Consider the following 21,773-nt stretch of genomic DNA (forward strand, 5'->3'; position numbering starts at 1 on the left):
CGAAAGCCGGTCCTCTTCGTATTTAATGGTCACAGCGGATCATAACGTGACAATCGGGCATTAACCCTCTTGTCCGTTCTTTGATCAAAGCGTTGTTTTGCGTGACAGTATAAGGTGTTGATCCATCCCGCGAGGAGGCGGGACGGATTGCGTAGGTCCCTTTCGAGGAGGAAAGGACATGACAGTGATTATGACAAACTTGCCCGAACAGACGGTCTCATTCGTTCCGGAGACGCAGGCGGTGATCGAGACGGAGCGCTTTACACTGCGCCCGCCACGGCTCTCCGATCAGGGGCTTTTGGCCCTCTATGCCGGTGACAAACGTGTGGCCAATGCGACGCGGTCGATCCCGCATCCGTTGCCGCCCGGTGCGACCGAGGCCTTTATCAAGCGTGCGAGCGACCCTGCGCGCACCAAACAGACGTGGATTCTGGATGGCGCCACACAAGGCCTGTCCGAGGTGCTCGGTGTGATTTCCCTCAAACCGCTCGACCGCGAGCAGTGCGAGGTCAGTTTCTGGGTGGCGCCGTCGTTTTGGGGGACGGGTCTGGCCCGTACGGCCGTTAAGGCAATTGTGGACGCCAACCCGCTCGAATCAAAGACGATTTTTGCATCCATCTTTCAGGACAATCAGGCCTCGGCCCGTGTTGTGACCTTTGCAGGGTTCCAATATCTGGGCGATGCGGAGGCGTTTTGCGTCTCACGTGAGGCGACCGTGAAAACATGGACGTATTTGTGTAAGACCGCGTAATCGCGTGATCGTCGTGTGAGTGAGTACGAAAATTCGGGCGGGCGCACGTGACACACGGGCGCTCGTCGTCGTTTCGGCGCAGCGGTTGTTGCGCGTTCGGGGCGCTTTGACATCCGGTCGGGCGCGACATCACGTGCTTTGATACCGCAACGCACACAACCTGCATTGAGTTTGCCGCCCACAGCGGGTAATCCTGCGCCAAACGCCCCGTTTCGGGGTAGATAAGGACAAAAGACATGAAATTCCTCGATCTCGCCAAGGTATACATCCGCTCAGGTTCGGGCGGGAACGGCTGTGTGTCGTTCCGGCGGGAGAAATACATCGAATACGGCGGCCCCAACGGCGGTGACGGCGGCAAGGGCGGTTCGGTGATTATCGAGGCGGTTGAAGGTCTCAACACCCTGATTGATTTTCGCTATCAGCAACACTTTTTCGCGCAAAACGGCCAGTCGGGCATGGGCAACAACCGCACGGGCAAAGACGGGCAAGACATTTTGCTGCGGGTCCCTGCCGGCACCGAAATCCTCGACGAGGACCAAGAGACTGTTTTGCTCGATATGACGGAAGTGGGACAGGTCGTTGTCTTTGCCAAGGGTGGCAATGGCGGGTGGGGCAACTCGCACTTCAAAAGTTCCACCAACCAAGCACCGCGCTCGGCCAATCCGGGTCTTGAGGGGCTGGAGCGCACCATCTGGCTGCGCCTGAAACTGATTGCGGATGCGGGTCTTTTGGGTCTGCCCAATGCGGGCAAATCGACATTCCTTGCGGCCACCTCCAACGCGCGGCCAAAGATTGCGGACTATCCGTTCACCACGCTGCACCCCAACCTCGGCGTTGTGGGAATTGATGGCGCCGAATTTGTGGTGGCGGACATTCCAGGTCTGATCGAGGGCGCGTCCGAGGGGCGGGGCCTTGGTGATCTGTTCCTGGGCCACGTCGAGCGCTGTGCGGTGTTGTTGCACCTTGTTGACGGGACCTCCGAGGACGTTGTGGCCGATTACCAGACGATTATTGACGAAATCTCCAATTACAATGACGTGCTTGGCGACAAGCCCCGTATCACCGTTCTCAACAAATGTGACAGTTTGCTCGACGAAGAGATCGAAGAGAAAACTGCCGCCTTGCAAGAGGCCAGTGGCGGGCGCGTCTACACCATGTCGGGCGTGTCGAAGACGGGGGTGGACACCGTGTTGCGTGCGCTCAAGGCCGAAATCTCGATGGACCGTTTGCGCCTCAAAAAGCTCGAATCGGGGACCGATGGTGAGGAAGAAGAGACGTGGAAGCCCTAACCGCTGTATCTGTCGCTGACGCCAGAACCATTGTCGTCAAAATCGGCTCGGCGCTTCTGGTCGAGAACGGCACGTTGCGGTCGGCATGGCTTGACGGGTTGGCCGAGGACGTGGCGATGCTGCGGGCGGGCGGTGCGCGGGTTGTGATCGTCTCGTCCGGCTCCATCGCCTTGGGGCGCGGCGTGTTGCATTTGCCCGCAGGGGCCTTGCCGTTGGAGCACTCACAAGCGGCGGCTGCGGCGGGTCAGATCCGGCTTGCGCGTGCCTATCAGGAGGTGCTTGAACCGCGCCGGATCACCACGGCGCAAATCCTGTTGACCCTTGAGGACACCGCCGACCGCCGCCGTTATCTCAACGCCCGTGCCACATTGGATGCGCTTTTGACGCTTGGCGCTGTGCCGATTGTGAACGAGAATGATACGGTCGCCACGGATGAGATCCGCTATGGCGACAACGACCGGTTGGCGGCGCAAATCGCGGTGATGATCGGCGCGGACCATCTGGTGCTGCTTTCCGACATTGACGGGCTGTATACGGCCAACCCTGCAATGGACGCCACGGCCACGCATATTCCCCGCGTCGATGCGATTACCCCCGCGATCGAGGCGATGGCGGGCGATCCCGTTTCGGGCCTGTCCAGAGGCGGGATGAAGACCAAAGTCATGGCTGCCAAAACCGCCATCGCAGGCGGCTGTGCCATGTCCATCGCCCAAGGCGCGGTTATGCGCCCGCTCAAGGCATTGATCGATGGCGGGCGCTCGACCGTATTCGTGCCTGTGGGCGACCCCGTCCATGCCCGCAAAAACTGGATCGGGGCGATGAAACCCAAGGGCGAGTTTGTCGTCGACGCAGGGGCCGTGACGGCCTTGGGGCGCGGAAAATCGTTACTGCCCGCGGGGGTTGAACGGGTCGTGGGCCAGTTCGGGCGCGGTGATCCGGTGTTGATCATGGGGCCAAGTGGCAAGCGCATCGGCATCGGCCTGACGCGCTACACCTCTGAGGAGGCCGCGGCGATCAAGGGCGCACAGACAACAGATATCGAGGCGATCCTCGGCTATACGGGCCGTGCCGCGTTGATCCACAGGGATGATATGGTGCTATGAGCGACGAGATGAACATATCCGACATGATGACCGAGATCGGCAAACGTGCCAAAGCTGCGGCGGCCGAACTGTCCTATGCCAGTGCCGAGCGCAAACATGCGGCGTTGATTTCAGCGGCGGATGCGCTGTGGGCGCGGCGCGCAGACATTATTGCCGCCAACGCCAAGGATCTCGCGTTCGGGCGAGACAAGGGTCTGACGGATGCGATGATGGACCGGTTGATGCTCGACGAGGATCGTATTCGCGCCATTATGGATGCGCTGCGCACCATCGCAGAGCAAAAAGATCCCGTGGGCGAGGTAATCGCCGCGTGGGATCGTCCCAACGGGTTGCATATCAAACGCGTGCGCACACCGCTTGGCGTCATTGGTGTGATCTATGAGAGCCGTCCCAACGTGACGGCGGATGCGGGCGCGCTCTGTCTCAAGGCGGGCAATGCGGTGATCCTGCGCGGCGGCTCCGAGAGCTTTCACAGTTCGGGCGTGATCCACGAATGTCTGCAACAGGGGCTAAAGGATGCGGGCCTGCCGATGGATGCCATCCAGCGCGTGCCAACCCGTGATCGCGCGGCGGTCAAGGAACTGTTGACAATGACCGACTATGTGGACGTGATCGTGCCGCGTGGTGGCAAGGGGCTTGTCGGGTTGGTACAGCGCGAGGCGCGGGTGCCGGTTTTTGCCCACCTTGAGGGCATTGTGCATATCTACATCGACAAGGATGCCGACCCGCAAAAGGCGCTCGACATTGTTGTGAACGCCAAGACGCGGCGTACGGGGATCTGTGGCGCGGCGGAATGCCTTCTGATCCATCAGGACATCGCACAGGGCCTTGGCGCGGCTGTGATCGGGGCGCTGATTGACAAGGGTGTCGAGGTGCGCGGCGATGCGGCGCTTCAGGGCATCGCGGGCGTGGTCGCGGCCACGGAGGCCGATTGGGGATGCGAGTATCTCGACAGCATCATTGCGGCCAAAGTGGTGGCGGATGTGGATGGCGCTATCGCTCATATCCATGCCCATTCGTCAAGCCACACCGACTGCGTCATCACCGAGACGGCGGATGTCGTTACACGGTTTTTCGAACGGATCGACAGTGCCATCGTCATGCACAACTCGTCCACGCAATTCGCGGATGGTGGCGAGTTCGGCATGGGCGCGGAGATCGGGATTGCCACGGGCAAGATGCATGCGCGTGGCCCTGTCGGGGCCGAGCAACTCACATCGTTCAAATATCTCGTGACCTCGGACGGGGCGACACGCGGGTAATCGCGCCGCCGCATCTGATCTCGGGGTGGCGGGCAACACAAAACGCGGGCGCTGTGATGGGCGCCGCGTTTTGTCGTTATCGCTAAGGGCTCAGGCCTGTAGCACAAGCACGCCGTCTTGTTCGCCATGCTTGATCCGGCGGCGGATCAGATCGGCCTGAAGCGGGGCGAGGACGAATTGGACCTGTGACGGTTTGAGCGTTTCCACCTCGGTGATGGCGCCCAAACGCGCCCACAAGGTGGGATCGGGTTCAAGGCGTTCGGCGCGGGCCAGAACGGTCCACTGGCCGTCGTGGTGGCCCACCTGGATCACGCCACCGCGTGGCATGGCGGTCTCGATGCACATCATCATCAGGCAGGCGAGTTTGACCTCTTCGCGCGACTGGTCGCCCTCAACGCCCCAATCATAGCTCAGGCGGTTGGTTGCCAGAGCCTTGCAGATCGAGCGCATTTCGGCGGCGCCTGTCATCTGGCCGGGGGAGGCCTGACCAAAGGCGATGCGGAATAATTTCACCCGTGCGTTGGCATTCGCCACGCTATCGGAGATAAGGCTAAGTTCTGAGCTATCGGTTTGTCCGGACAGGCCAAGCAATTCGACGCCATTTGAAATGGCACCGATCGGGCTAATCAGGTCGTGGCAAATTCGAGAGCCAAGCAGGGCGGCAATCAATGTTGCGTGCTCTTGGGGCATTTTGGGGTCCTTTTACGGCACGAATGGAGTTTAGAGACGGATGAAAGACGATTTGAACGCGATGCTTGAGCCTGGCCAATTGGTCCGTCACCCGACACAAATGGAGTGGGGGACTGGACAGGTACAATCCAACATAAATGGTAAATTAACTGTTATGTTTTTGCAGCAAGGAAAAGTTGTGATCGACAGTTCCCGCGTTGCGCTTCTCCCCGTGTATGACTGACGTTTGTGTGTTGAGCCTGTGGTTGTCGGGCGTCTACACCTATGGTGTTGTAAGTTTTGATGAAATTCAACCCCAAGGTGAGTAAAAGGCCCGAGAACCTACCATTTTGTTGCAATGGTGCGGCGAAGCCCGTAAGACCCGTCCACCCATTTAACGGAAAAATAGACCCATGAGTGACCCGCAGCCGCAGTTCGAATTGCGCTTTGCCACGAGCGACGCGGATTTGCGGGCGGCCCAACGGCTGCGCTACCGCGTCTTTGTGGAGGAGCTGGGCTCGGATGGGGATATGGTGGATCACGCGCTGCAATTGGAGCGCGACGAATATGATCCGCACTATGAGCACCTGATGCTTCTGGACCACTCGCGCTCGGATGATCCGTTGGAGCAATGCGTGGCGGTGTACCGGCTGTTGACGGGGGAAACCGCCGCAACGTTGGGAAGTTTTTACACCGAGGGGGAATATGACCTGTCGGTGCTCAAGGCGTCGGGAAAGCGGTTGCTCGAACTGGGGCGTTCCTGTGTGGCCCCCGAGTACCGTGGCGGCACGGCGCTGTTTCATATGTGGGCGGGGCTGGCCAAGTTTGTGTTCGAGGGCGGCTATGACGTGTTGTTCGGGGTTGCTTCGTTTCATGGCACCGATATTGCCAAACTGGCCGAACCTTTGTCGCTGTTGCACCACCGTCACCTCGCGCCCGAGGCCCTGCGTGTGCGTGCGGTCGAGGATCACTACCAACGCATGGATCTGATCGCCGAGGATGTGATCGACCGCCCCCGCGCCATGCGGGCGATTCCGCCGCTGATCAAGGCCTATCTGCGCACGGGTGGCACGGTGGGCGAGGGGGCCTTTATCGACCGTGCGTTCAACACCGTCGATGTCTGTCTGATCCTCGACACCACCCAGATCCCGCAGCGCCAGAAGAACATGTATATCAAAGGGCATGGCCTATGAGCGATCCGGTCTGGGAAAGCAGGATCCCGCCCTCGGACGTGACCCCCGCCAAAGGCGGAACATGGCGGATGGTGCGGCGCGGCTTGCCGATCCTGATCCTGATTGCCCTGTGCATGGTGCTGATGTTTGCGACCCGCGCGGTGGAACGCGTGTTCAAGGGCGCGCGCCGTCCGTGGTCATCGGTGTTTCCGCGGTTTGTCTCGCGCACCGCTCTGCGCCTGATGGGGCTGCGGTTGGAGGTGGTCGGACGCCCCATGCGCCATCACGGGGCTGTGGTGGCCAACCATTCCACATGGCTCGATATTTTCGTGCTCAATGCGGTGCAGCGGATCTTTTTCGTGTCCAAGGCCGAGGTGGCCGGTTGGCCGGGCATCGGGTCGATGGCAAAGGCCACAGGCACGGTGTTCATCAACCGTGACCGCAAGGAGGCCGCCGTGCAAAAGCAGATGTTCGAAGAGCGGCTGCATATGGGCCACAAGTTGCTGTTTTTCCCCGAAGGCACGTCAAGCGATAGCCTGCGGGTGTTGCCGTTCAAGCCGACCTTGTTTGCTGCGTTCTTTACGCCCGAGCTGCGCGATGAGGTCTATATCCAACCCGTCACCGCCACCTATGTCGCGCCCGATGGCGAAGAGCCGCGGTTTTATGGATGGTGGGGCGATATGGATTTCGGCCCGTCTTTGGTCAAAGTGCTCAAAGCGCCGCGACAGGGCCATGTGCGCGTCACCTTTCACGCCCCGATTGCCGTGGCCGATGTGGCCGACCGCAAAGAGATGGCGCGGCGGTGTGAACAGGCCGTGCGTGGCGGCCTGCCCGATATTCCAACGGCCTATCTGGACGCGTAGCGGCGGTTACGACATCGCCGCAATCAGGGTGCCAAGGGCGGCAACCGGATCGTCTGTGGCCCAGATTTCATCCCCAATGGCAAAGAAATCGGTGACGGCGGTCAGGTCGCGGACGATCTGCACGGTGAGGGCGCCCTCGGCCACCACGGGCACTTCGATCATCGCCGACCACCACGCAAACAGCTCTTTGTCCGCTTTGGTGCCGTCGCCCAGATCGGTGTCCCCCACGGGGCCAAAGGCGATGTAGTCGGCACCGATTTCGGCGGCGGTCATGCCGTCATGGCGCGAGGCCCCGCAATAGGTGCCGATGATGGCGTCATCGCCCATGGTCTTGCGCACTTTGCGGATCGTGCGGGCGCCATCGGTCAGATGCACCCCGTCAAGGCCGTGGCGCTCGGCCAAGGCGACATGGGTGTCGATCACGATGGCCACATCGCGGGCATGGCACACTTCGCGGCAGGCATCGGCCGCACGGCCCAGGGCGTCTTCGTCCTTGGTGGCAAGCGACAGGCGCACACAGGCGACATCATGCGCGTCAAGCACGGCCCCCAGTTGCGCGGGGAAGGTGTCCACCTCAAAGATGGCGGGGGTCACGAGATAAAGCTGTGGGCGCTCGGGATCAACAGAGGCATCAGCGGCGGGGTGATCGGACATGTGGGTCATCCTCTTGGGGCATTTTGCATTGCTATAGCGCCTTTATGCGGCGGCGGGAAGGCTTGCAAGCGCGGGCGCATCGCCCTATCACGCCTCAACCGCAAACGCAGCTACGAGAGCCCGCTTCCATGTCCGACCCTGTTGCCACACCCACCCCTAAACCGCTCGGGCCGACCCCTGCGTTCATTCTTGTGCGGCCGCAGATGGGGGAAAATATCGGTGGCGCGGCCCGTGCGATGTGGAATTTCGGCCTCGACCGGATGCGGGTCGTGGCGCCGCGTGACGGATGGCCGAGCGAAAGCGCCGTGGCGATGGCCTCGGGCGCGGGGCGGCTGTTGGACGAGGCGGGGCATTTCGACAGCGTGCAGGATGCGATTGCCGATTGCGACTACGTATTTGCCACGACGGCGCGGATGCGCGATATCACCAAGCCGGTGATGAGCCCCGAGCGGGCGATGGAACATGCCCGCGCCATTCGCGCCCAAGGTGGCAAGGTCGGCGTGCTGTTCGGCCCCGAACGGGCAGGTCTGGAAAACGACGATGTGATTCAGGCCAATGCATTGATCTCCATCCCCGTGAACCCCGAATTTCCCTCGCTCAATCTGGCGCAGGCCGTGTTGCTCAATGCCTATGAGTGGCAACGCCAGACCACCGAGGTGATCCCCGAAACGGTCATCATGGCCAGTACCGAATGGGCGGGTCTGGTCGAGGTGCAAAAGCTTGCCGACCACTACGAGGAAACGCTTGAGGCCGCGGGTCTGTTTTACCCTGACGACAAAGCTGCCTCGATGAAGGCGGTGCTGCGCAATATGTGGAGCCGTATGCCGTTGACCCGTGCCGATGTGCAGGTGTTCCACGGCATGATGCGCCAGATGAAGCGGTGGAAAGAGCGCGGTTAGGGTCCGCGCCGGTCTGTGACACTTTTTCTACGCCTGTCGCCCCCTCAAAACGCCCGTGAGGTGTTGCCCTTGGCCGTGCCGCTGCCTAGGTTCACGACAAGACAATATGAGGGGCCGCACCATGGCGCAAAAACGCTCGATCTTCGAGGATGTCACCACCACTGAAAGACCAACGGCGCCCCCGCGCGGCGGGTTGATCGACAAACGCGGGCAGGGCGCACGCGGCGCGATCCGCATTTGGTTGTTCGTGCTGTTTGCGATGGTGATGGCGATGATCGCCGTGGGCGGTTTGACGCGCCTCACCGACAGTGGTCTGTCCATCACCGAATGGAAACCCGTCACAGGGGCGATGCCGCCGATGTCAGAGGCCGCATGGGCCGACGAATTTGCCAAATACAAAGATATCCCCGAATACACGATGCAAAACGCGGGCATGTCCCTGTCCGAGTTCAAACAGATCTATTGGTGGGAATGGGGCCACCGTCAGTTGGGCCGCACCATTGGTCTGGTGTGGGCGCTTGGCTTCCTCGGCTTTGCCGTGGCGCGAAAGGTGCCGACCGGATGGTATCCGCGCCTGTTCCTGATCGGTGCCTTGGGCGGGCTTCAGGGCGCAATCGGGTGGTGGATGGTCTCGTCGGGCCTTGAGGGGGAGATGGTCGATGTGGCCTCCTACCGCCTGGCCACGCACCTCGGGTTGGCCTTTGTCATCCTCGGGTTTATTGCGTGGTTCGTGTTCCAGTTGGGCCGCACCGAGGCGCAGATGCTGCACGCCCGCCGCGCGGGAGATGCCAAACTGTTCAGCATGTCCACGGGGATGCTGCACTTTGCCTTTCTGCAAATCCTGCTCGGGGCCTTGGTGGCGGGCATTGATGCGGGGCGGGGCTATACCGATTGGCCGCTGATGGGCGGGCAGATCCTGCCGCCGGATCCGTTCGAATTGACACCGGTCTGGCGCAACTTCTTTGAAAACCCTGCGACGGTGCAGTTCATTCACCGCATGGCGGGGTATCTGCTGTTTGCATTCGGCATCGTGACATGGCTCAAGGGGCGCAAATCCGCGCATCGCGCCACTGTGGCGGCGTTCAATATGATGGGCGTGGCGTTGGTCGCGCAGGTCGTTTTGGGCATCATCACCGTGATCTACGGTGCGCCACTGGCGCTTGGCCTTGCGCATCAGGTGGGCGCGGTGGCCCTGTTTGTTCTCATCTTGCGGGCGCGGTTCATGAGCCGCTATCCGACACAACAATCCGTCCGGGAGGGCCTGTAACATGTCCGCATACAGTGATTTGATGGCGTTTGACCGCGAAACACAGGCCCTGGGCCAAATCGCGGGGCGCCTTGGATGGGATCAGGAAACCATGATGCCGCGTGGCGCGGTTGCGCAGCGTGGCGAGGAATTCGCCGCCCTTGAGGGAGTGTTGCACGCGCGGCGTGTCGACCCGCGCATCGGCGAGTGGATCGCCGCGATTGACGTGCGCGACCTGGATGCCGTGGGACAGGCCAACCTGCGCCACATCTCGCGCTCCTATGCGCGCAACACCAAAGTGCCTGCGCGACTGGCCTCTGAACTGGCCCGTGTGACGTCGATGGCGCAAGGGGTCTGGGCCGAGGCCCGCGCGGCGGAGGATTTCGCCGCCTTTGCCCCGACCTTTGAACATGTGGTGCGCCTGCGCCGCGAAGAGGCTGCGGCCTTGCAACAGGGCACGGAGCTTGGCCTGTGGGACGCGCTGCATCAGGATTACGAACCCGGCTCGTCGGGGGCGGACCTGGATGCGATGTTCGGCGCGCTGCGTCCGCGTCTGGTGGCCTTGCGCGACCGGATCATGGGCGCGGATCAACCCAAGGGCGTCAGCGGCACCTTTGACGAGGCGGCGCAACTGGCGCTGTCCACCGAGATCGCCAAATCCTTTGGCTATGATTTCAACTTCGGTCGCCTTGACAAGGCGGTCCACCCGTTTTCAAGCGGTTCGGGCCATGATGTGCGCATCACCACCCGCACCTCCGCTACGGATCCGTTCAACTGTCTGTATTCCACCATCCACGAGGTGGGCCACGCCTGTTACGAGCAAAATATTTCCGACGACTACCTTTTGACGCCGCTTGGCGCCGGTGTGTCGATGGGTGTCCACGAAAGCCAGTCGCGGATTTACGAGAACCAGTTGGGCCGGTCTCAGGCCTTCACCTCCTACCTCTACGGGCGGATGCGCGATGTGTTCGGCGATTTCGGGATCGACAGCGAGGCGGGCTTTTTCGCCGCTGTGAACCGCGTCACCCAAGGGTACATTCGCACGGAGAGCGACGAGGTGCAGTACAATTTGCACGTCTTGTTGCGGTTCGATCTGGAGCGCCGGATCATCGGTGGCGATCTCGATGTGGCCGATCTTCCCGCGGCATGGGATGCGCGGTTCGAGGCCGATTTCGGCGTCAAGGTCGACAAGGTTTCAAACGGCTGTTTGCAAGACGTCCACTGGCCCGTCGGCCTGTTCGGCTACTTCCCGACCTATTCGCTCGGCAATGTTTACGCGGGCTGTTTGCACCACGCGTTGCGCGGGGCGGTGCCGGATCTGGATGCGCAACTGGCGCAGGGCAACACGGGGGCCGCGACCGCATGGCTCGGTCAGAACCTGCAACAGTTCGGCGGCTTGCGCGACCCACGTGAGACCATTGAACACGCCTGTGGCTTTGCGCCCTCCGAGGCCCCGCTGCTGGACTATCTCGAAGAGAAGTTCGGCGCGATCTACGGGCTGTAATCCGATGGCGTTGCAGATGGATAAAGCCGCACTTGAGACATTTGTGGCGCAAGAATTCGCACAGGTTGCGGATGTGTTGAGTGTGCATGAGGTGCGTGAGGACCGTCTCACGCTCAAGCTTATGCCCACGCAGGCGCACCTGCGCCCCGGTGGGACGGTGTCGGGGCCGTCGATGTTCATGTTGGCTGATGTGGCGCTGTATCTGGCTATTCTGTCGCGGATCGGTCCTGTGGCTCTGGCCGTCACCACCAATGCCCACATTGATTTCATGCGCAAACCTGCAGCGGGTCAGGCGCTTTATGGCGAGGCGACTGTCCTGAAACTGGGAAAATCGCTCGCCGTTGGTCAGGTGGCGATCAAGAACGCAGGCAGCGACGATGTGTTGGCCCAAGCCTCGCTGACCTACGCCATTCCGCCCAAACGGTGATCAGCCCCGATTGGCCTCGAACCACGGTGTGACCCGCGCCCTGATGTAGGGCCAAAGGGCAGGGGCGCCCCGCGCCACTTTGGTGCCGACCCGCTCCTCGAGCTGTTCCAATGTCACATCATATGTGCGCCATGATCCGCCATCACTGGCCAGATTGTGCAGCACGGGTTGGGCGCGGTCTATGCTTTTGGCGTAGAGCGCGGTCGGGGTCTGTGCCGCTTCGAACTCTTCCCAAAGCCCCCGCAGTGCCGCCCCTTCGCCCGCGGGCAACAGGCCGAACAGGCGGTCGGCGGCTTTGATCTCGGCGGCTTCCTGGGCGGGGTGGGCCTCGGGGGTAATGGCGCCGTGAATGGGGGTGTCGCCGGCGTCCACCTCGACAATGTCGTGCAAGAGCATCATCCGGATGGCGCGGCCCGGATCAATTTCGGTGTGCGCATGATCGACCAAGGTCAGGGCGTAAAGCATGACGTGCCATGAATGCTCCCCCGAGTTTTCGGGGCGTGATCCGTCCCGTATCGGCGTGGCCCGCAGCACCGATTTGAGGCGATCCGCCTCGCACCAATAGTCAAACCGCGCCTGCATCACCGGATCGGTCGGCGTGCCCTCGAACGCGGCTTTGGTAAAGGCGTAAAGATCGGGCAGGATGGCTTTGGTCTTGGTGGCGCGGCCTTCGCGCAGGTTGCGCTCGACGATGCCGCGTTCCTCGTCCAGCTGCACAGGTGCGCCGATGCATTGCAGCGCGGGGGCGAGAAAGTCGATGGCCTTGGCATAGCGTGCCGCGGGCGTCTGCATCGCCTCGAATTCTTCCCAAATGGCGCGAAACGCCGCGCCTTGTCCGGCGGGCAACAGGCCATACAGGCGATCGGCGGCGGCGGCCTCAAGAGCGGCCACGGAGGCGGGATCATGGGAGATGTGAATAGGGTGGTCGCCCGCGTCGATCTCCACCAGATCGTGCAGGACCAACATCGCAAGAACGCGATCCAGATCGATATCATCCGTGGCCAGAGGCGCAAATATCAGCGCGGCCAGACAGGCGTGCCAACTGTGTTCGGCGGAGTTTTCGAACCGCGACCGGTCCATGATCTGATTGGCGCGCAGCACCGATTTGAGGTCGTCCGCCTCCATCAGAAACGCGAACTGTTGCTCGAGGCGGGTGGGGGGCGTGTCAGTATTCAATGTCATCCTCGGGAGAGGGCGGCGGTGCGGAGGCCGCTTTGCCCAGTTTGGCCTCCTCAACCCGTCGGATGAGATAGTCGCGGCCACGTTTTTCCGACAGGCGCACGCGGGCGGCGGTCAAATACGCCTCCTGCGTGGTCACAGACCCCGCGCCGATCACCCGTGCGACGTCCTGAATGATTTCCTCGTCGTCGAAATGACCCAAGACGGCAATGGTGTCTTTCGCGAGTGCGTCTGCGAGGTCTTCGGTGATGCCCATCGGTGTCGCTCCTTAGCGGGTGTTTTCGGTCAGGCGGCGGCGCACGTAGCCGTCGACATGGCCGATCATGTCTTCCATGTGCGGATCTTCAAAGAAGTGGCCGGCCCCCTCGATCTCCGTGTGGGTGATGGTGATGCCCTTTTGCTCGTGCAACTTGCCCACAAGCGTATGGGTGTCCTTGGGCGGGGCCACGCGGTCGGCGGTGCCGTTGATGATCAGACCGCTCGACGGGCAGGGCGCCAGAAACGAGAAATCATACATGTTCGCGGGTGGCGACACGGAGATAAAGCCGGAGATTTCGGGGCGGCGCATCAGCAATTGCATGCCGATCCACGCGCCGAACGAAAAGCCCGCAACCCAACAATGTTTGGCATTGGGGTTGAGCGATTGCAGGTAATCGAGCGCGGAGGCCGCATCGGACAGCTCACCGATCCCTTGGTCATATTCGCCCTGCGAGCGGCCAACGCCACGGAAATTGAACCGCAAGACGGTAAATCCCATTTTGTGGAACGTGTAATGCAGGTTGTAGACCACGCGGTTGTTCATCGTGCCGCCAAATTGCGGGTGCGGATGAAGAATGATCGCAATCGGCGCATCTTTTTCGCGCTGCGGGTGGTAACGGCCTTCCAGGCGGCCTTCTGGGCCGGGAAAAATCACTTCGGGCATGTCGGTCCCTGTCTCCTCATATCGTCCCGTGTGCGGCGCATGTGGTATGCGGGGGGACGTGCCGTATCGGCATATGCTTTTGCACTCGTGTCTGCTGATGAACCGCTTTATAGTTGACGAAATTGCTCAGGTTACTTAGAAGCGTTCTAAATAGTCTGTTTTGGTCCGTCATGGTCCGGCGCAGGGTGTCACTCAGGTAAGGGGCCATGCCGCTTACGTCAATGTTTTTACGTCCGTTTTGCGGGCCAGACGGGCAGATTCGGCACAAGACCGGTCAAAGGTCGCGTTTGGGCGGTGTAATGGCCGCAATTGCACCGTGTTTCTGGCCTGTCGGGGCGCAAATATTGCGACCGGACTGCATAAGGTCAAGGCGCACAGAGGTGAAACGGGCGTAGCTCGGCGTGAACGAGACGCAAATTAGGGTGGGTTTGGAATGAAACTGTCAACAAAAGGCCGCTATGCGATGGTGGCGCTTACGGATCTGGCGCTGCTCAAAGAGGGGCAGTTGCTCTCGCTTGCCGAGATTGCAAAACGTCAGGACATCTCGCTTCCCTATCTGGAGCAACTGTTTGTCAAGCTGCGCCGCGCCGAATTGGTGGCGTCTGTCCGTGGTCCGGGGGGCGGCTATAAACTGGCGCGTCCTGCCTCCGAGGTGCGTGTTTCGGATATCCTGTCGGCGGTCGACGAAACCGTATCGGCGATGCACACAGGGGCCGGTGCCTCGGGCGGTATTTCGGGCAGCCGCGCGCAATCCATGACCAACCGTCTGTGGGAGGGCCTGTCGGCGCATGTCTACGTGTTCTTGCACCAGACCCGTCTGGCCGATGTGGTCCAGAACGAATTGCGCCCGTGCCCTGCGGTGCCGCACCTGTTCGAGGTGGTGGACGAGGTCCCGCCCGTTCAGGACGCGCTATGATCCGGGGCGTGTGATTTGACATCTGGCCGCACATATCTTGACTACAACGCGACCGCGCCCCTGGCGCAGGTGGCGCGTGCGGCCATGATCGCGGCGATGGATGTGCTTGGAAATCCGTCCTCCGTTCACGGCGAGGGGCGCGCGGCAAAGGGCGTGATGGAGCGCGCGCGTGCTCAGGTGGCCGAGGCGTTCGGGGCATCGGGTGCGGATATCGTGTTTACCTCCGGCGCGACCGAGGCTGCGGCCTTGGCGATGGCGGGTCGGGATCTACACTGTGCCGAGATCGAACACGAGGCGGTGTCCTCATGGGGGATCCGCGATCTGGGTGTGGATGAGTTTGGTGCGGTAAGTTGCACGGATGTCAGGAAAAATGCGGTTCAACTGGCCAATTCCGAAACGGGGATTGTCCAGGCGATGCAAGAGGGCCTTGCCGTGGTGGATGCCACGCAGGGGTTCGGAAAACTGCCCGTGGCCTTCAACTGGCTCGGGTGCGACATGGCGCTGATCTCGGCGCACAAAGTCGGTGGCCCCAAGGGCATCGGTGCCCTGGTCCTCAAACAGGGTCTGGATGTCGAGGCGCGTATCCGCGGTGGCGGTCAGGAAATGGGGCGTCGCTCTGGCACCGAAAACCTGATCGGGATCGCGGGTTTTGGCGCGGCGGCCGAAGCGGCGGCCCGTGATTTGGTGAATGGCGTTTGGGACCGTGTGGCACAGCTGCGCGATCATTTGCAGGCGCACCTTGAGAGTGAGGTGCAAAGCGCCATATCTGTAGGGAAGGGGCAGACACGTCTGCCCAATACGCTGTGCCTGATCACGCCCGGGTGGAAGGGCGAGACACAGGTGATGCAGATGGATTTGGCAGGGTTCGCGGTCAGCGCGGGATCGGCCTGTTCCAGTGGCAAGGTCAAGGCGTCCCGCGTCTTGCGCGCCATGGGATATTCGGAGATGCAAGCGTCCTGCGCCATGCGCGTGTCGCTCGGCCCCGATACGACGATGGATGAAATTGAGCGGTTTGCCGAGGCTTGGCTTGCCGCATATGCCCGTAAAACACGGGCGGCATGAGATAAATGGCGGGGCCAATGAGAGCCTCAAGACACGCACATGAAGGAGACATCCGAATGATGGATGACGTTCAGGTCAAAGACGGCGTTGAAGAAGAAACAGTCGCAGCCGTACAGGCGCTTGCCGGCACCTATAAGTACGGGTGGAACACCGATATCGAGATGGAATACGCGCCCAAGGGTCTCAATGAGGACATTGTGCGTTTGATTTCGGCCAAGAACGAAGAACCCGAATGGATGCTTGAGTGGCGTCTTGAGGCGTATCGGCGTTGGGTGACGTTGGAAGAGCCCGATTGGGCGATGGTCGATTATCCCGAAATCGACTTTCAGGACCAGTATTATTATGCCCGTCCCAAATCGATGGAAACCAAGCCCAAATCGCTTGACGAGGTCGATCCCAAGTTGTTGGCGACCTACGAAAAGCTCGGCATCTCTTTGAAAGAGCAGATGATTTTGGCAGGCGTCGAGGGCGCGGGCGATGTGCCTGCGGATGGTGCAAACTCCGAGCGCAAGGTTGCCGTGGACGCGGTATTCGACAGTGTTTCGGTCGGGACGACGTTCAAGAAAGAGCTGCAAAAAGCCGGTGTGATTTTCTGTTCGATCTCGGAAGCGATCAAAGAGCACCCCGAGTTGGTCAAAAAATACCTCGCCTCCGTGGTGCCGATTTCCGACAACTATTATGCCACGCTGAACTCGGCGGTCTTTTCGGACGGCTCATTCGTCTACATCCCGCCCAACACGCGTTGCCCGATGGAGTTGTCGACCTATTTCCGCATCAACGCCGAAAACACCGGCCAGTTCGAGCGCACGCTGATCATCGCCGACAAGGGATCGTATGTGTCCTACCTTGAGGGTTGTACCGCCCCCAAACGCGACGTGGCCCAATTGCACGCCGCCGTGGTCGAGATCGTGATCATGGATGACGCCGAGGTGAAATACTCCACGGTGCAAAACTGGTTCCCGGGCGACGAAGAGGGCAAGGGCGGCATCTATAACTTTGTGACCAAACGCGCCGATTGTCGTGGTGACCGGTCCAAAGTGATGTGGACACAGGTCGAAACCGGTTCTGCGGTGACGTGGAAATACCCGTCATGCGTGTTGCGCGGCGACGACAGTCAGGGCGAGTTCTATTCCATCGCCATCACCAACAACATGCAACAGGCCGACACCGGCACAAAGATGATCCACTTGGGCAAGAACACCAAGTCGCGGATCGTGTCCAAAGGCATCTCGGCGGGCAAGGCGCAAAACACCTACCGTGGTCAGGTGTCGATGCACCCCAAAGCCAAAAATTCGCGCAACTACACCCAGTGTGACAGCTTGTTGATCGGGTCCGATTGCGGGGCGCATACCGTGCCGTATATCGAGGTCAAAAACAATTCGTCCCGTGTCGAACACGAGGCCACCACGTCAAAGGTGGATGACGATCAGCTGTTCTATTGCCGCTCGCGCGGGATGGACGAAGAGGAGGCCGTGGCTCTGGTCGTCAACGGGTTCTGCAAGGACGTGTTGCAAGCGCTGCCTATGGAATTTGCGATGGAAGCCCAACAGCTTGTCGCGATTTCCCTCGAAGGCTCCGTGGGGTAAGCCATGAACGGGTTCTGGAGCAGCACATATTTTCGAAGCGCATGGGTGACATCGGTGATTGCGGGGCTTTTGTTCCCGTTTCTCTCCGCGCTCATGCCGTCTGAGGCAGAGGCATCGATGAGCTATCTCATGCGGGTCAATGACGGGTTTTTGAAAACGGCGCTGACCTTTTCGGCGGTGTTTTTGATCATCCAACTGCTCTTTGCGCGCTACCAGTACCTGCGGGCAAAATCCAGACGCGACCCGAAGGGGGACACGCAATGACCCCTGACATGCTCCCCACTCTGGCGCTCTCGACGATGGGGGTTGCCGTTGGCGTTTTTGTCGGCGCCCTGATCGGCATCAACATTTCGACCCGCAATTCGGGGGGCACTCCCGACTGGCTGTTTCGGGGATCGGTCTATGCCACGGCGTTTCTCGCCTCGATGGCGGCATGGTTCGTGGCCATCCTTCTCAAAGGACTTCTTGGTTAAAAACGGATGCTGACGTGCAAAAATCATAACCCGGCTCACGCCATGCCTGAATATCGCCGTAATCGGTTGGTAACCAAACAGGTGTGGGGTCACGAGTTTTGTCATTGCAAAGGGTCTGGTTATGGGCACGTCGCAAAAGAGTTTCAGTCAACGGTTGATCGCGTCCGGACATGGGTCGGACGGGGCCAATCCGCTTGTCGGACCAACGAAAAACAGGAATTTTGCTCGCAACCAACATCTGTCAAAGATGCTCGATCGTCACGAGGCGATGATGGCACAGGCCAGGCCGGTCAGGTTTCGTCAGGATCCCGTGGCGGGGTTAACGCCCTATCTCGCGGTGCTTCTGGCCTTTGCCATGGGCGGGATGGCGGCCACGATCGCGTTGTTCTTGCGGTTTCAATTGACGGGACAGGCGGGGTCGGCGCTGTCAGCCGACATGGAATTGACGCTCGATATCGTCTTTGCCATCGCCATCGCGTTCTTGCTGCGCGAAGTGTTGTCGCTGTCGGCGGTCAAACGGATGGGCGCGCAATTCGCGGGCATTTTGCTCGCCATTGTGACGATGCACAACGTGGTCCACGCCATGCCCGAACCCTTTGCACGGCTGTTCTCGCCCGCGTGGGTGATCAATGTGCAATCCACAACCGAGGCCGGCACGGTGCAGTTTCGCGGACACAGCTATCGCATCTGACGGCGCGGCGGGCGTTAGAGGGTTCCGCAACGTTAGTTAGCAATGTGTTAACATCGCCGCACTCTCGTCCTATTTCGATCCAATTTGGCCGCCAAAACCCTGTCCAATGCGGGGATGCCCCCCGTTCGGGAGAGCAGAAGCCTCATGGATATGAAACAGAAGTCGCAGTTCACCGACCGCATCACCCGCATTCAGGCGGGCGGTCCCAATACCTTTGCAACGGTCTATTGCGGACCGCAAAGTATCAACACCCCCAAAGGCAAAGCGGTCGAGGGGGTTCAAACCCGTTCACAGGCGCCCATGGCGCCGCGCATCACCACGGTGCAAAAAATGCGGGCGGGGCTTCAGTCCGGCCTCACACAAGTCAGCGTGTTCACGGCGCTGTTTGTGGCCTACGTCCGCTACGTCGGCCTCTGACGTCGTCGCACGCCCGCTCCTACATCGCCGGTCGCCCCTGTGGCCTCGGCCCCGTCACCCATAAAAGCATACGCACAAAACAGCCTGCGCAACCCGAAGCGGTCGCGCGGGTCGTTCTTCGTTGAAAGGATAAAACATGTTGGAAATCAAAGACCTGAACGTCAAACTTGAAGAAGAGGACAAGCAGATCCTCAAGGGCGTCAACCTGACCATTGGCGAGGGCGAGGTGCACGCCATCATGGGGCCAAACGGCTCGGGCAAATCCACGACCTCCTACGTCCTGTCGGGCCGCGACGGTTATGAGGTTACGGGTGGCACCGTCACGATGGACGGCGAAGACCTGTTGGAGATGGAGCCCGAAGAGCGGGCCGCCGCGGGCATCTTCCTCGCGTTCCAATATCCCGTTGAAATCCCCGGTGTGGGCAACATGACGTTCCTGCGCACCGCCGTAAACGCACAGCGCAAGGCCCGTGGCGAGGATGAATTGTCCGCCGGTGAATTCCTTAAAATCGTACGTGAAAAGGCCAAGAGCCTGAAAATAGACGCCGAAATGCTCAAGCGTCCCGTCAACGTCGGCTTTTCGGGCGGTGAGAAAAAGCGTAATGAAATCCTGCAGATGGCCATGCTTGAGCCAAAGGTTTGCATCCTCGACGAAACGGATTCCGGTTTGGACGTCGATGCAATGAAACTGGTGTCCGAGGGCGTCAACGCGCTGCGCGATGGCAAACGCTCGTTCGTGGTGATCACCCACTACCAACGCTTGCTCGACTACATCAAACCCGACGTGGTCCACATCATGGCGGACGGCCGCATCATCAAATCGGGTGGTCCGGAACTGGCGCTCGAGGTTGAACACAACGGCTACGCCGACCTTCTCAAAGCCGAGGGGGTAGAGGCCTGATGACACGCGCACAGCAACTGCAACGCAAACTCGACGCCACCGCCGCGCGAGTGCAGGGCATGGCAATGCCGCAGGGCGCGGGATGGGCGAATGACGCCCGTCAGGATGCGCTCAACCGTCTGTTGTCGACGGGTCTGCCCGAGGGGCGTGACGAATACTGGCGTTGGACGCGGCCCGATACGCTGACCGCCGAAGCGGCCCCGGCCGCTGCGGTTTTCGATGCGGATGAGGCGCCGATGTTCGGGGCGATCGACCGGTTGCAAATCGTCTTTGTGGACGGCGTGTATGACGCCGAGGCATCTGATGATTTGACGGGCGAGAACCTCGAGATCATGCGCTTGGCCGATGCTTTGGCCACGGATATCCACTGGGCTGCGGATCTCTACGGTAAAATCGAGACCAGGTCACAGGTTCCCGTCGCGCGTCCCCTGGCGACGCTGAACACCGCCTTTGCCACCGACGGCGTGGTGATCCGCGCCACGGGCAAGGTGTCGCGCCCTGTGAACCTGATCTACCTGCACAGCTCCGAGACCTCGGATGCGATTTTGCACCACGTGATCAAACTCGACAAAGACGCCGAACTGACCGTGCTTGAAAACGGTCCTGCCGCCGCGCGGTTCAACAAGGCGATGGAGGTCGAGGTGGCGGATGGCGCATCCTTCCACCATGTGCGCACGCAAGGGCGCGACCACGAGCGCCGTGCCGTGACGCATCTGTTTGCGACCCTTGGACAGGAGAGCCTGTTTAAATCCTTCACCATGACGGCCAACGGCGTGCTGACGCGCAACGAGGTCTATCTGGAGATCAACGGCGATGACAGCATGGCCCATGTGGCGGGCGCGGCCATGGGCGATGGCGCGTTTCACCACGACGACACGGTGTTCATCACCCATGACGCCGAGCGCGGTGAAAGCCGTCAGGTGTTCAAAAAGGTGCTGCGCAACGGCGCAAAGGGCATTTTCCAAGGCAAGATCCTTGTCAAAGACGATGCCCAGAAAACCGATGGCTACCAGATTTCCCAAGCGCTCTTGCTCGATGAGGACAGTCAGTTCCTCGCCAAGCCCGAGTTGGAAATCTATGCCGATGACGTGATTTGCAGCCACGGCTCCACCGTGGGGGCGATTGACGAGACGGCTTTGTTCTACATGCAGTCGCGCGGGGTCTCGCGCAAGGATGCCACCAACCTGTTGACGCTCGCCTTTCTGGCCGAAGCCATCGAAGAGATCGAGGATACGGCCATTGCCGACGATATCCTTGGCCGTCTTCAGGGGTGGCTTTCCCGGCACGGGAGCTAAGCGTTGGGTGTTGCCGCTGATATCATCCGCACGTACCGCACCCCGGGGGCGGTGGTGCGCCACCGTATCGGCCCCGGCGAGAATGAGGGCGGGGCTTTGGTCACGCTCATGCTCGCCTGCGGGCTGATCTTTGTGGCGCAGTGGCCGCGTCTGTCGCGGGTTGCGTTCGAGACGGGCCAAGAGGTGCAGATGTTGATCGGCGGCACGCTTTTGGCGTGGCTCTTTATGATGCCGTTGGTGTTCTACGTGCTTGCCACCGCGATCACCGCGCTGTTGCGGGTGGCCGGCGGCAGGGCCACGGGATATGAGGGCCGCATGGCGACCTTTTGGCCGCTGTTGGCCGCGTCACCGCTTTGGCTGTTGTGGGGCCTGACATCAGGGTTCATAGGGCAGGGGCCGGCGGCCACAATCACCGGCGCGTTGGCGCTTGTGGCCTTCTTGATATTTTGGGGGGCGGGCCTGCGTGAGGTCGCCTTTCCACGAGGAAGATAA

Annotated in this window: 26 protein-coding genes; 21 read left to right on the forward strand and 5 right to left on the reverse strand. The window is 60.8% G+C overall.

Going from position 1 to position 21,773, the window contains the following annotated elements; genetic code table 11:
* Positions 1–178 precede the first annotated feature (178 nt).
* The 4 genes from ACN0Q0_RS07135 to ACN0Q0_RS07150 all read left to right on the forward strand — a co-directional run bounded on the left by ACN0Q0_RS07135 (position 179) and on the right by ACN0Q0_RS07150 (position 4,405).
* Positions 179–751, forward strand: coding sequence for a GNAT family N-acetyltransferase (locus tag ACN0Q0_RS07135; protein WP_417242692.1), 573 nt, complete (start codon positions 179–181; stop codon positions 749–751).
* A gap of 236 nt (positions 752–987) precedes the next feature.
* Complete coding sequence (gene obgE, locus ACN0Q0_RS07140; RefSeq protein WP_417242693.1) at positions 988–2,040, forward strand: GTPase ObgE; 1,053 nt, start codon at positions 988–990, stop codon at positions 2,038–2,040.
* Positions 2,028–3,143 (forward strand): glutamate 5-kinase, encoded by a 1,116-nt coding sequence (gene proB / locus ACN0Q0_RS07145; protein WP_417242694.1) that lies wholly within the window; start codon positions 2,028–2,030, stop codon positions 3,141–3,143. The genes obgE and proB overlap by 13 nt, the downstream gene beginning before the upstream one ends.
* Complete coding sequence (locus ACN0Q0_RS07150) at positions 3,140–4,405, forward strand: glutamate-5-semialdehyde dehydrogenase (protein WP_417242695.1); 1,266 nt, start codon at positions 3,140–3,142, stop codon at positions 4,403–4,405. Before proB ends, ACN0Q0_RS07150 begins: the two co-directional genes overlap by 4 nt.
* Positions 4,406–4,495: 90 nt before the next feature.
* On the opposite strand, the gene ACN0Q0_RS07155 is transcribed toward ACN0Q0_RS07150, so the two are convergent.
* Positions 4,496–5,095: a histidine phosphotransferase family protein gene (locus tag ACN0Q0_RS07155; protein ID WP_417242696.1), complete on the reverse strand. Its 600-nt coding sequence runs from the start codon at positions 5,093–5,095 to the stop codon at positions 4,496–4,498.
* A 40-nt stretch (positions 5,096–5,135) separates the two neighbouring features.
* On the opposite strand from ACN0Q0_RS07155, the gene ACN0Q0_RS07160 reads away from it, so the two are divergent.
* The 3 genes from ACN0Q0_RS07160 to ACN0Q0_RS07170 all read left to right on the forward strand — a co-directional run bounded on the left by ACN0Q0_RS07160 (position 5,136) and on the right by ACN0Q0_RS07170 (position 7,109).
* Positions 5,136–5,318 (forward strand): DUF3553 domain-containing protein, encoded by a 183-nt coding sequence (locus tag ACN0Q0_RS07160; RefSeq protein WP_417242697.1) that lies wholly within the window; start codon positions 5,136–5,138, stop codon positions 5,316–5,318.
* A 169-nt stretch (positions 5,319–5,487) separates the two neighbouring features.
* On the forward strand, positions 5,488–6,267 hold the full coding sequence (locus tag ACN0Q0_RS07165) for a GNAT family N-acetyltransferase (RefSeq protein ID WP_417242698.1): 780 nt from the start codon (positions 5,488–5,490) through the stop codon (positions 6,265–6,267).
* Positions 6,264–7,109 carry a lysophospholipid acyltransferase family protein gene (locus ACN0Q0_RS07170; protein WP_417242699.1) on the forward strand — a complete coding sequence of 282 codons (846 nt, stop codon included), beginning with the start codon at positions 6,264–6,266 and terminating at the stop codon, positions 7,107–7,109. Before ACN0Q0_RS07165 ends, ACN0Q0_RS07170 begins: the two co-directional genes overlap by 4 nt.
* Positions 7,110–7,115: 6 nt before the next feature.
* Here ACN0Q0_RS07170 and ACN0Q0_RS07175 read toward each other — a convergent pair whose 3' ends face one another.
* Positions 7,116–7,763: a thiamine phosphate synthase gene (locus tag ACN0Q0_RS07175; RefSeq protein ID WP_417242700.1), complete on the reverse strand. Its 648-nt coding sequence runs from the start codon at positions 7,761–7,763 to the stop codon at positions 7,116–7,118.
* Positions 7,764–7,891: 128 nt separating this feature from the next.
* Between ACN0Q0_RS07175 and ACN0Q0_RS07180 the strand changes: the two genes are divergently transcribed.
* The 4 genes from ACN0Q0_RS07180 to ACN0Q0_RS07195 all read left to right on the forward strand — a co-directional run bounded on the left by ACN0Q0_RS07180 (position 7,892) and on the right by ACN0Q0_RS07195 (position 11,839).
* A complete protein-coding gene (locus tag ACN0Q0_RS07180) occupies positions 7,892–8,662 on the forward strand; it encodes an RNA methyltransferase (protein ID WP_417242701.1) in 771 nt (256 codons plus the stop codon).
* 121 nt (positions 8,663–8,783) lie between these two features.
* Positions 8,784–9,929, forward strand: a complete 1,146-nt coding sequence (gene ctaA / locus ACN0Q0_RS07185; RefSeq protein ID WP_417242702.1) for a heme A synthase — start codon at positions 8,784–8,786, stop codon at positions 9,927–9,929.
* A gap of 1 nt (position 9,930) precedes the next feature.
* A complete protein-coding gene (locus ACN0Q0_RS07190; RefSeq protein ID WP_417242703.1) occupies positions 9,931–11,412 on the forward strand; it encodes a carboxypeptidase M32 in 1,482 nt (493 codons plus the stop codon).
* 4 nt (positions 11,413–11,416) lie between these two features.
* A complete protein-coding gene (locus ACN0Q0_RS07195) occupies positions 11,417–11,839 on the forward strand; it encodes a PaaI family thioesterase (protein WP_417242704.1) in 423 nt (140 codons plus the stop codon).
* On the opposite strand, the gene ACN0Q0_RS07200 is transcribed toward ACN0Q0_RS07195, so the two are convergent.
* The 3 genes from ACN0Q0_RS07200 to ACN0Q0_RS07210 are packed head-to-tail and all read right to left on the reverse strand — an operon-like array spanning position 11,840 to position 13,940.
* Positions 11,840–13,015 carry an HD domain-containing protein gene (locus ACN0Q0_RS07200; protein WP_417242705.1) on the reverse strand — a complete coding sequence of 392 codons (1,176 nt, stop codon included), beginning with the start codon at positions 13,013–13,015 and terminating at the stop codon, positions 11,840–11,842.
* Positions 13,005–13,274: a hypothetical protein gene (locus ACN0Q0_RS07205; protein WP_417242706.1), complete on the reverse strand. Its 270-nt coding sequence runs from the start codon at positions 13,272–13,274 to the stop codon at positions 13,005–13,007. The genes ACN0Q0_RS07200 and ACN0Q0_RS07205 overlap by 11 nt, the downstream gene beginning before the upstream one ends.
* 12 nt (positions 13,275–13,286) lie before the next feature.
* A complete protein-coding gene (locus tag ACN0Q0_RS07210; protein ID WP_417242707.1) occupies positions 13,287–13,940 on the reverse strand; it encodes an alpha/beta hydrolase in 654 nt (217 codons plus the stop codon).
* 433 nt (positions 13,941–14,373) lie between these two features.
* On the opposite strand from ACN0Q0_RS07210, the gene ACN0Q0_RS07215 reads away from it, so the two are divergent.
* From ACN0Q0_RS07215 to ACN0Q0_RS07260, 10 genes are all read left to right on the forward strand, one after another.
* Entirely contained in the window at positions 14,374–14,856 is a 483-nt protein-coding gene (locus ACN0Q0_RS07215) for an Rrf2 family transcriptional regulator (protein ID WP_417242708.1), read from the forward strand.
* Between the two features lie 15 nt (positions 14,857–14,871).
* Positions 14,872–15,918, forward strand: a complete 1,047-nt coding sequence (locus ACN0Q0_RS07220; protein WP_417242709.1) for a cysteine desulfurase family protein — start codon at positions 14,872–14,874, stop codon at positions 15,916–15,918.
* Between the two features lie 56 nt (positions 15,919–15,974).
* Complete coding sequence (gene sufB, locus ACN0Q0_RS07225; protein WP_417242710.1) at positions 15,975–17,504, forward strand: Fe-S cluster assembly protein SufB; 1,530 nt, start codon at positions 15,975–15,977, stop codon at positions 17,502–17,504.
* A 3-nt stretch (positions 17,505–17,507) separates the two neighbouring features.
* Entirely contained in the window at positions 17,508–17,768 is a 261-nt protein-coding gene (locus ACN0Q0_RS07230) for a hypothetical protein (RefSeq protein ID WP_417242711.1), read from the forward strand.
* On the forward strand, positions 17,765–17,977 hold the full coding sequence (locus ACN0Q0_RS07235) for a hypothetical protein (RefSeq protein ID WP_417242712.1): 213 nt from the start codon (positions 17,765–17,767) through the stop codon (positions 17,975–17,977). The genes ACN0Q0_RS07230 and ACN0Q0_RS07235 overlap by 4 nt, the downstream gene beginning before the upstream one ends.
* Before the next feature lie 121 nt (positions 17,978–18,098).
* Positions 18,099–18,668 (forward strand): hypothetical protein, encoded by a 570-nt coding sequence (locus tag ACN0Q0_RS07240; RefSeq protein ID WP_417242713.1) that lies wholly within the window; start codon positions 18,099–18,101, stop codon positions 18,666–18,668.
* 144 nt (positions 18,669–18,812) lie between these two features.
* Entirely contained in the window at positions 18,813–19,085 is a 273-nt protein-coding gene (locus ACN0Q0_RS07245) for a hypothetical protein (protein ID WP_417242714.1), read from the forward strand.
* Positions 19,086–19,221: 136 nt separating this feature from the next.
* Complete coding sequence (gene sufC / locus ACN0Q0_RS07250; protein ID WP_417242715.1) at positions 19,222–19,986, forward strand: Fe-S cluster assembly ATPase SufC; 765 nt, start codon at positions 19,222–19,224, stop codon at positions 19,984–19,986.
* Positions 19,986–21,281, forward strand: coding sequence for a SufB/SufD family protein (locus ACN0Q0_RS07255; protein ID WP_417242716.1), 1,296 nt, complete (start codon positions 19,986–19,988; stop codon positions 21,279–21,281). The genes sufC and ACN0Q0_RS07255 overlap by 1 nt, the downstream gene beginning before the upstream one ends.
* 3 nt (positions 21,282–21,284) lie before the next feature.
* Complete coding sequence (locus tag ACN0Q0_RS07260; protein ID WP_417242717.1) at positions 21,285–21,773, forward strand: YIP1 family protein; 489 nt, start codon at positions 21,285–21,287, stop codon at positions 21,771–21,773.

This window comes from Celeribacter sp. (genome assembly GCF_048259695.1).
Lineage (GTDB): Bacteria > Pseudomonadota > Alphaproteobacteria > Rhodobacterales > Rhodobacteraceae > Celeribacter.

What these genes read in the sequence shown, in the direction of transcription:
- ACN0Q0_RS07135 (WP_417242692.1), top strand. Translation starts at nt 179, where the DNA reads ATGACAGTGATTATGACAAACTTGCCCGAACAGACGGTCTCATTCGTT.
- obgE (WP_417242693.1), top strand. Translation starts at nt 988, where the DNA reads ATGAAATTCCTCGATCTCGCCAAGGTATACATCCGCTCAGGTTCGGGC.
- ACN0Q0_RS07150 (WP_417242695.1), top strand. Translation starts at nt 3,140, where the DNA reads ATGAGCGACGAGATGAACATATCCGACATGATGACCGAGATCGGCAAA.
- ACN0Q0_RS07155 (WP_417242696.1), bottom strand. Translation starts at nt 5,095, where the DNA reads ATGCCCCAAGAGCACGCAACATTGATTGCCGCCCTGCTTGGCTCTCGA.
- ACN0Q0_RS07160 (WP_417242697.1), top strand. Translation starts at nt 5,136, where the DNA reads ATGAAAGACGATTTGAACGCGATGCTTGAGCCTGGCCAATTGGTCCGT.
- ACN0Q0_RS07165 (WP_417242698.1), top strand. Translation starts at nt 5,488, where the DNA reads ATGAGTGACCCGCAGCCGCAGTTCGAATTGCGCTTTGCCACGAGCGAC.
- ACN0Q0_RS07170 (WP_417242699.1), top strand. Translation starts at nt 6,264, where the DNA reads ATGAGCGATCCGGTCTGGGAAAGCAGGATCCCGCCCTCGGACGTGACC.
- ACN0Q0_RS07175 (WP_417242700.1), bottom strand. Translation starts at nt 7,763, where the DNA reads ATGTCCGATCACCCCGCCGCTGATGCCTCTGTTGATCCCGAGCGCCCA.
- ACN0Q0_RS07180 (WP_417242701.1), top strand. Translation starts at nt 7,892, where the DNA reads ATGTCCGACCCTGTTGCCACACCCACCCCTAAACCGCTCGGGCCGACC.
- ctaA (WP_417242702.1), top strand. Translation starts at nt 8,784, where the DNA reads ATGGCGCAAAAACGCTCGATCTTCGAGGATGTCACCACCACTGAAAGA.
- ACN0Q0_RS07190 (WP_417242703.1), top strand. Translation starts at nt 9,931, where the DNA reads ATGTCCGCATACAGTGATTTGATGGCGTTTGACCGCGAAACACAGGCC.
- ACN0Q0_RS07195 (WP_417242704.1), top strand. Translation starts at nt 11,417, where the DNA reads ATGGCGTTGCAGATGGATAAAGCCGCACTTGAGACATTTGTGGCGCAA.
- ACN0Q0_RS07205 (WP_417242706.1), bottom strand. Translation starts at nt 13,274, where the DNA reads ATGGGCATCACCGAAGACCTCGCAGACGCACTCGCGAAAGACACCATT.
- ACN0Q0_RS07210 (WP_417242707.1), bottom strand. Translation starts at nt 13,940, where the DNA reads ATGCCCGAAGTGATTTTTCCCGGCCCAGAAGGCCGCCTGGAAGGCCGT.
- ACN0Q0_RS07215 (WP_417242708.1), top strand. Translation starts at nt 14,374, where the DNA reads ATGAAACTGTCAACAAAAGGCCGCTATGCGATGGTGGCGCTTACGGAT.
- sufB (WP_417242710.1), top strand. Translation starts at nt 15,975, where the DNA reads ATGATGGATGACGTTCAGGTCAAAGACGGCGTTGAAGAAGAAACAGTC.
- ACN0Q0_RS07230 (WP_417242711.1), top strand. Translation starts at nt 17,508, where the DNA reads ATGAACGGGTTCTGGAGCAGCACATATTTTCGAAGCGCATGGGTGACA.
- ACN0Q0_RS07235 (WP_417242712.1), top strand. Translation starts at nt 17,765, where the DNA reads ATGACCCCTGACATGCTCCCCACTCTGGCGCTCTCGACGATGGGGGTT.
- ACN0Q0_RS07240 (WP_417242713.1), top strand. Translation starts at nt 18,099, where the DNA reads ATGGGCACGTCGCAAAAGAGTTTCAGTCAACGGTTGATCGCGTCCGGA.
- ACN0Q0_RS07245 (WP_417242714.1), top strand. Translation starts at nt 18,813, where the DNA reads ATGGATATGAAACAGAAGTCGCAGTTCACCGACCGCATCACCCGCATT.
- sufC (WP_417242715.1), top strand. Translation starts at nt 19,222, where the DNA reads ATGTTGGAAATCAAAGACCTGAACGTCAAACTTGAAGAAGAGGACAAG.
- ACN0Q0_RS07255 (WP_417242716.1), top strand. Translation starts at nt 19,986, where the DNA reads ATGACACGCGCACAGCAACTGCAACGCAAACTCGACGCCACCGCCGCG.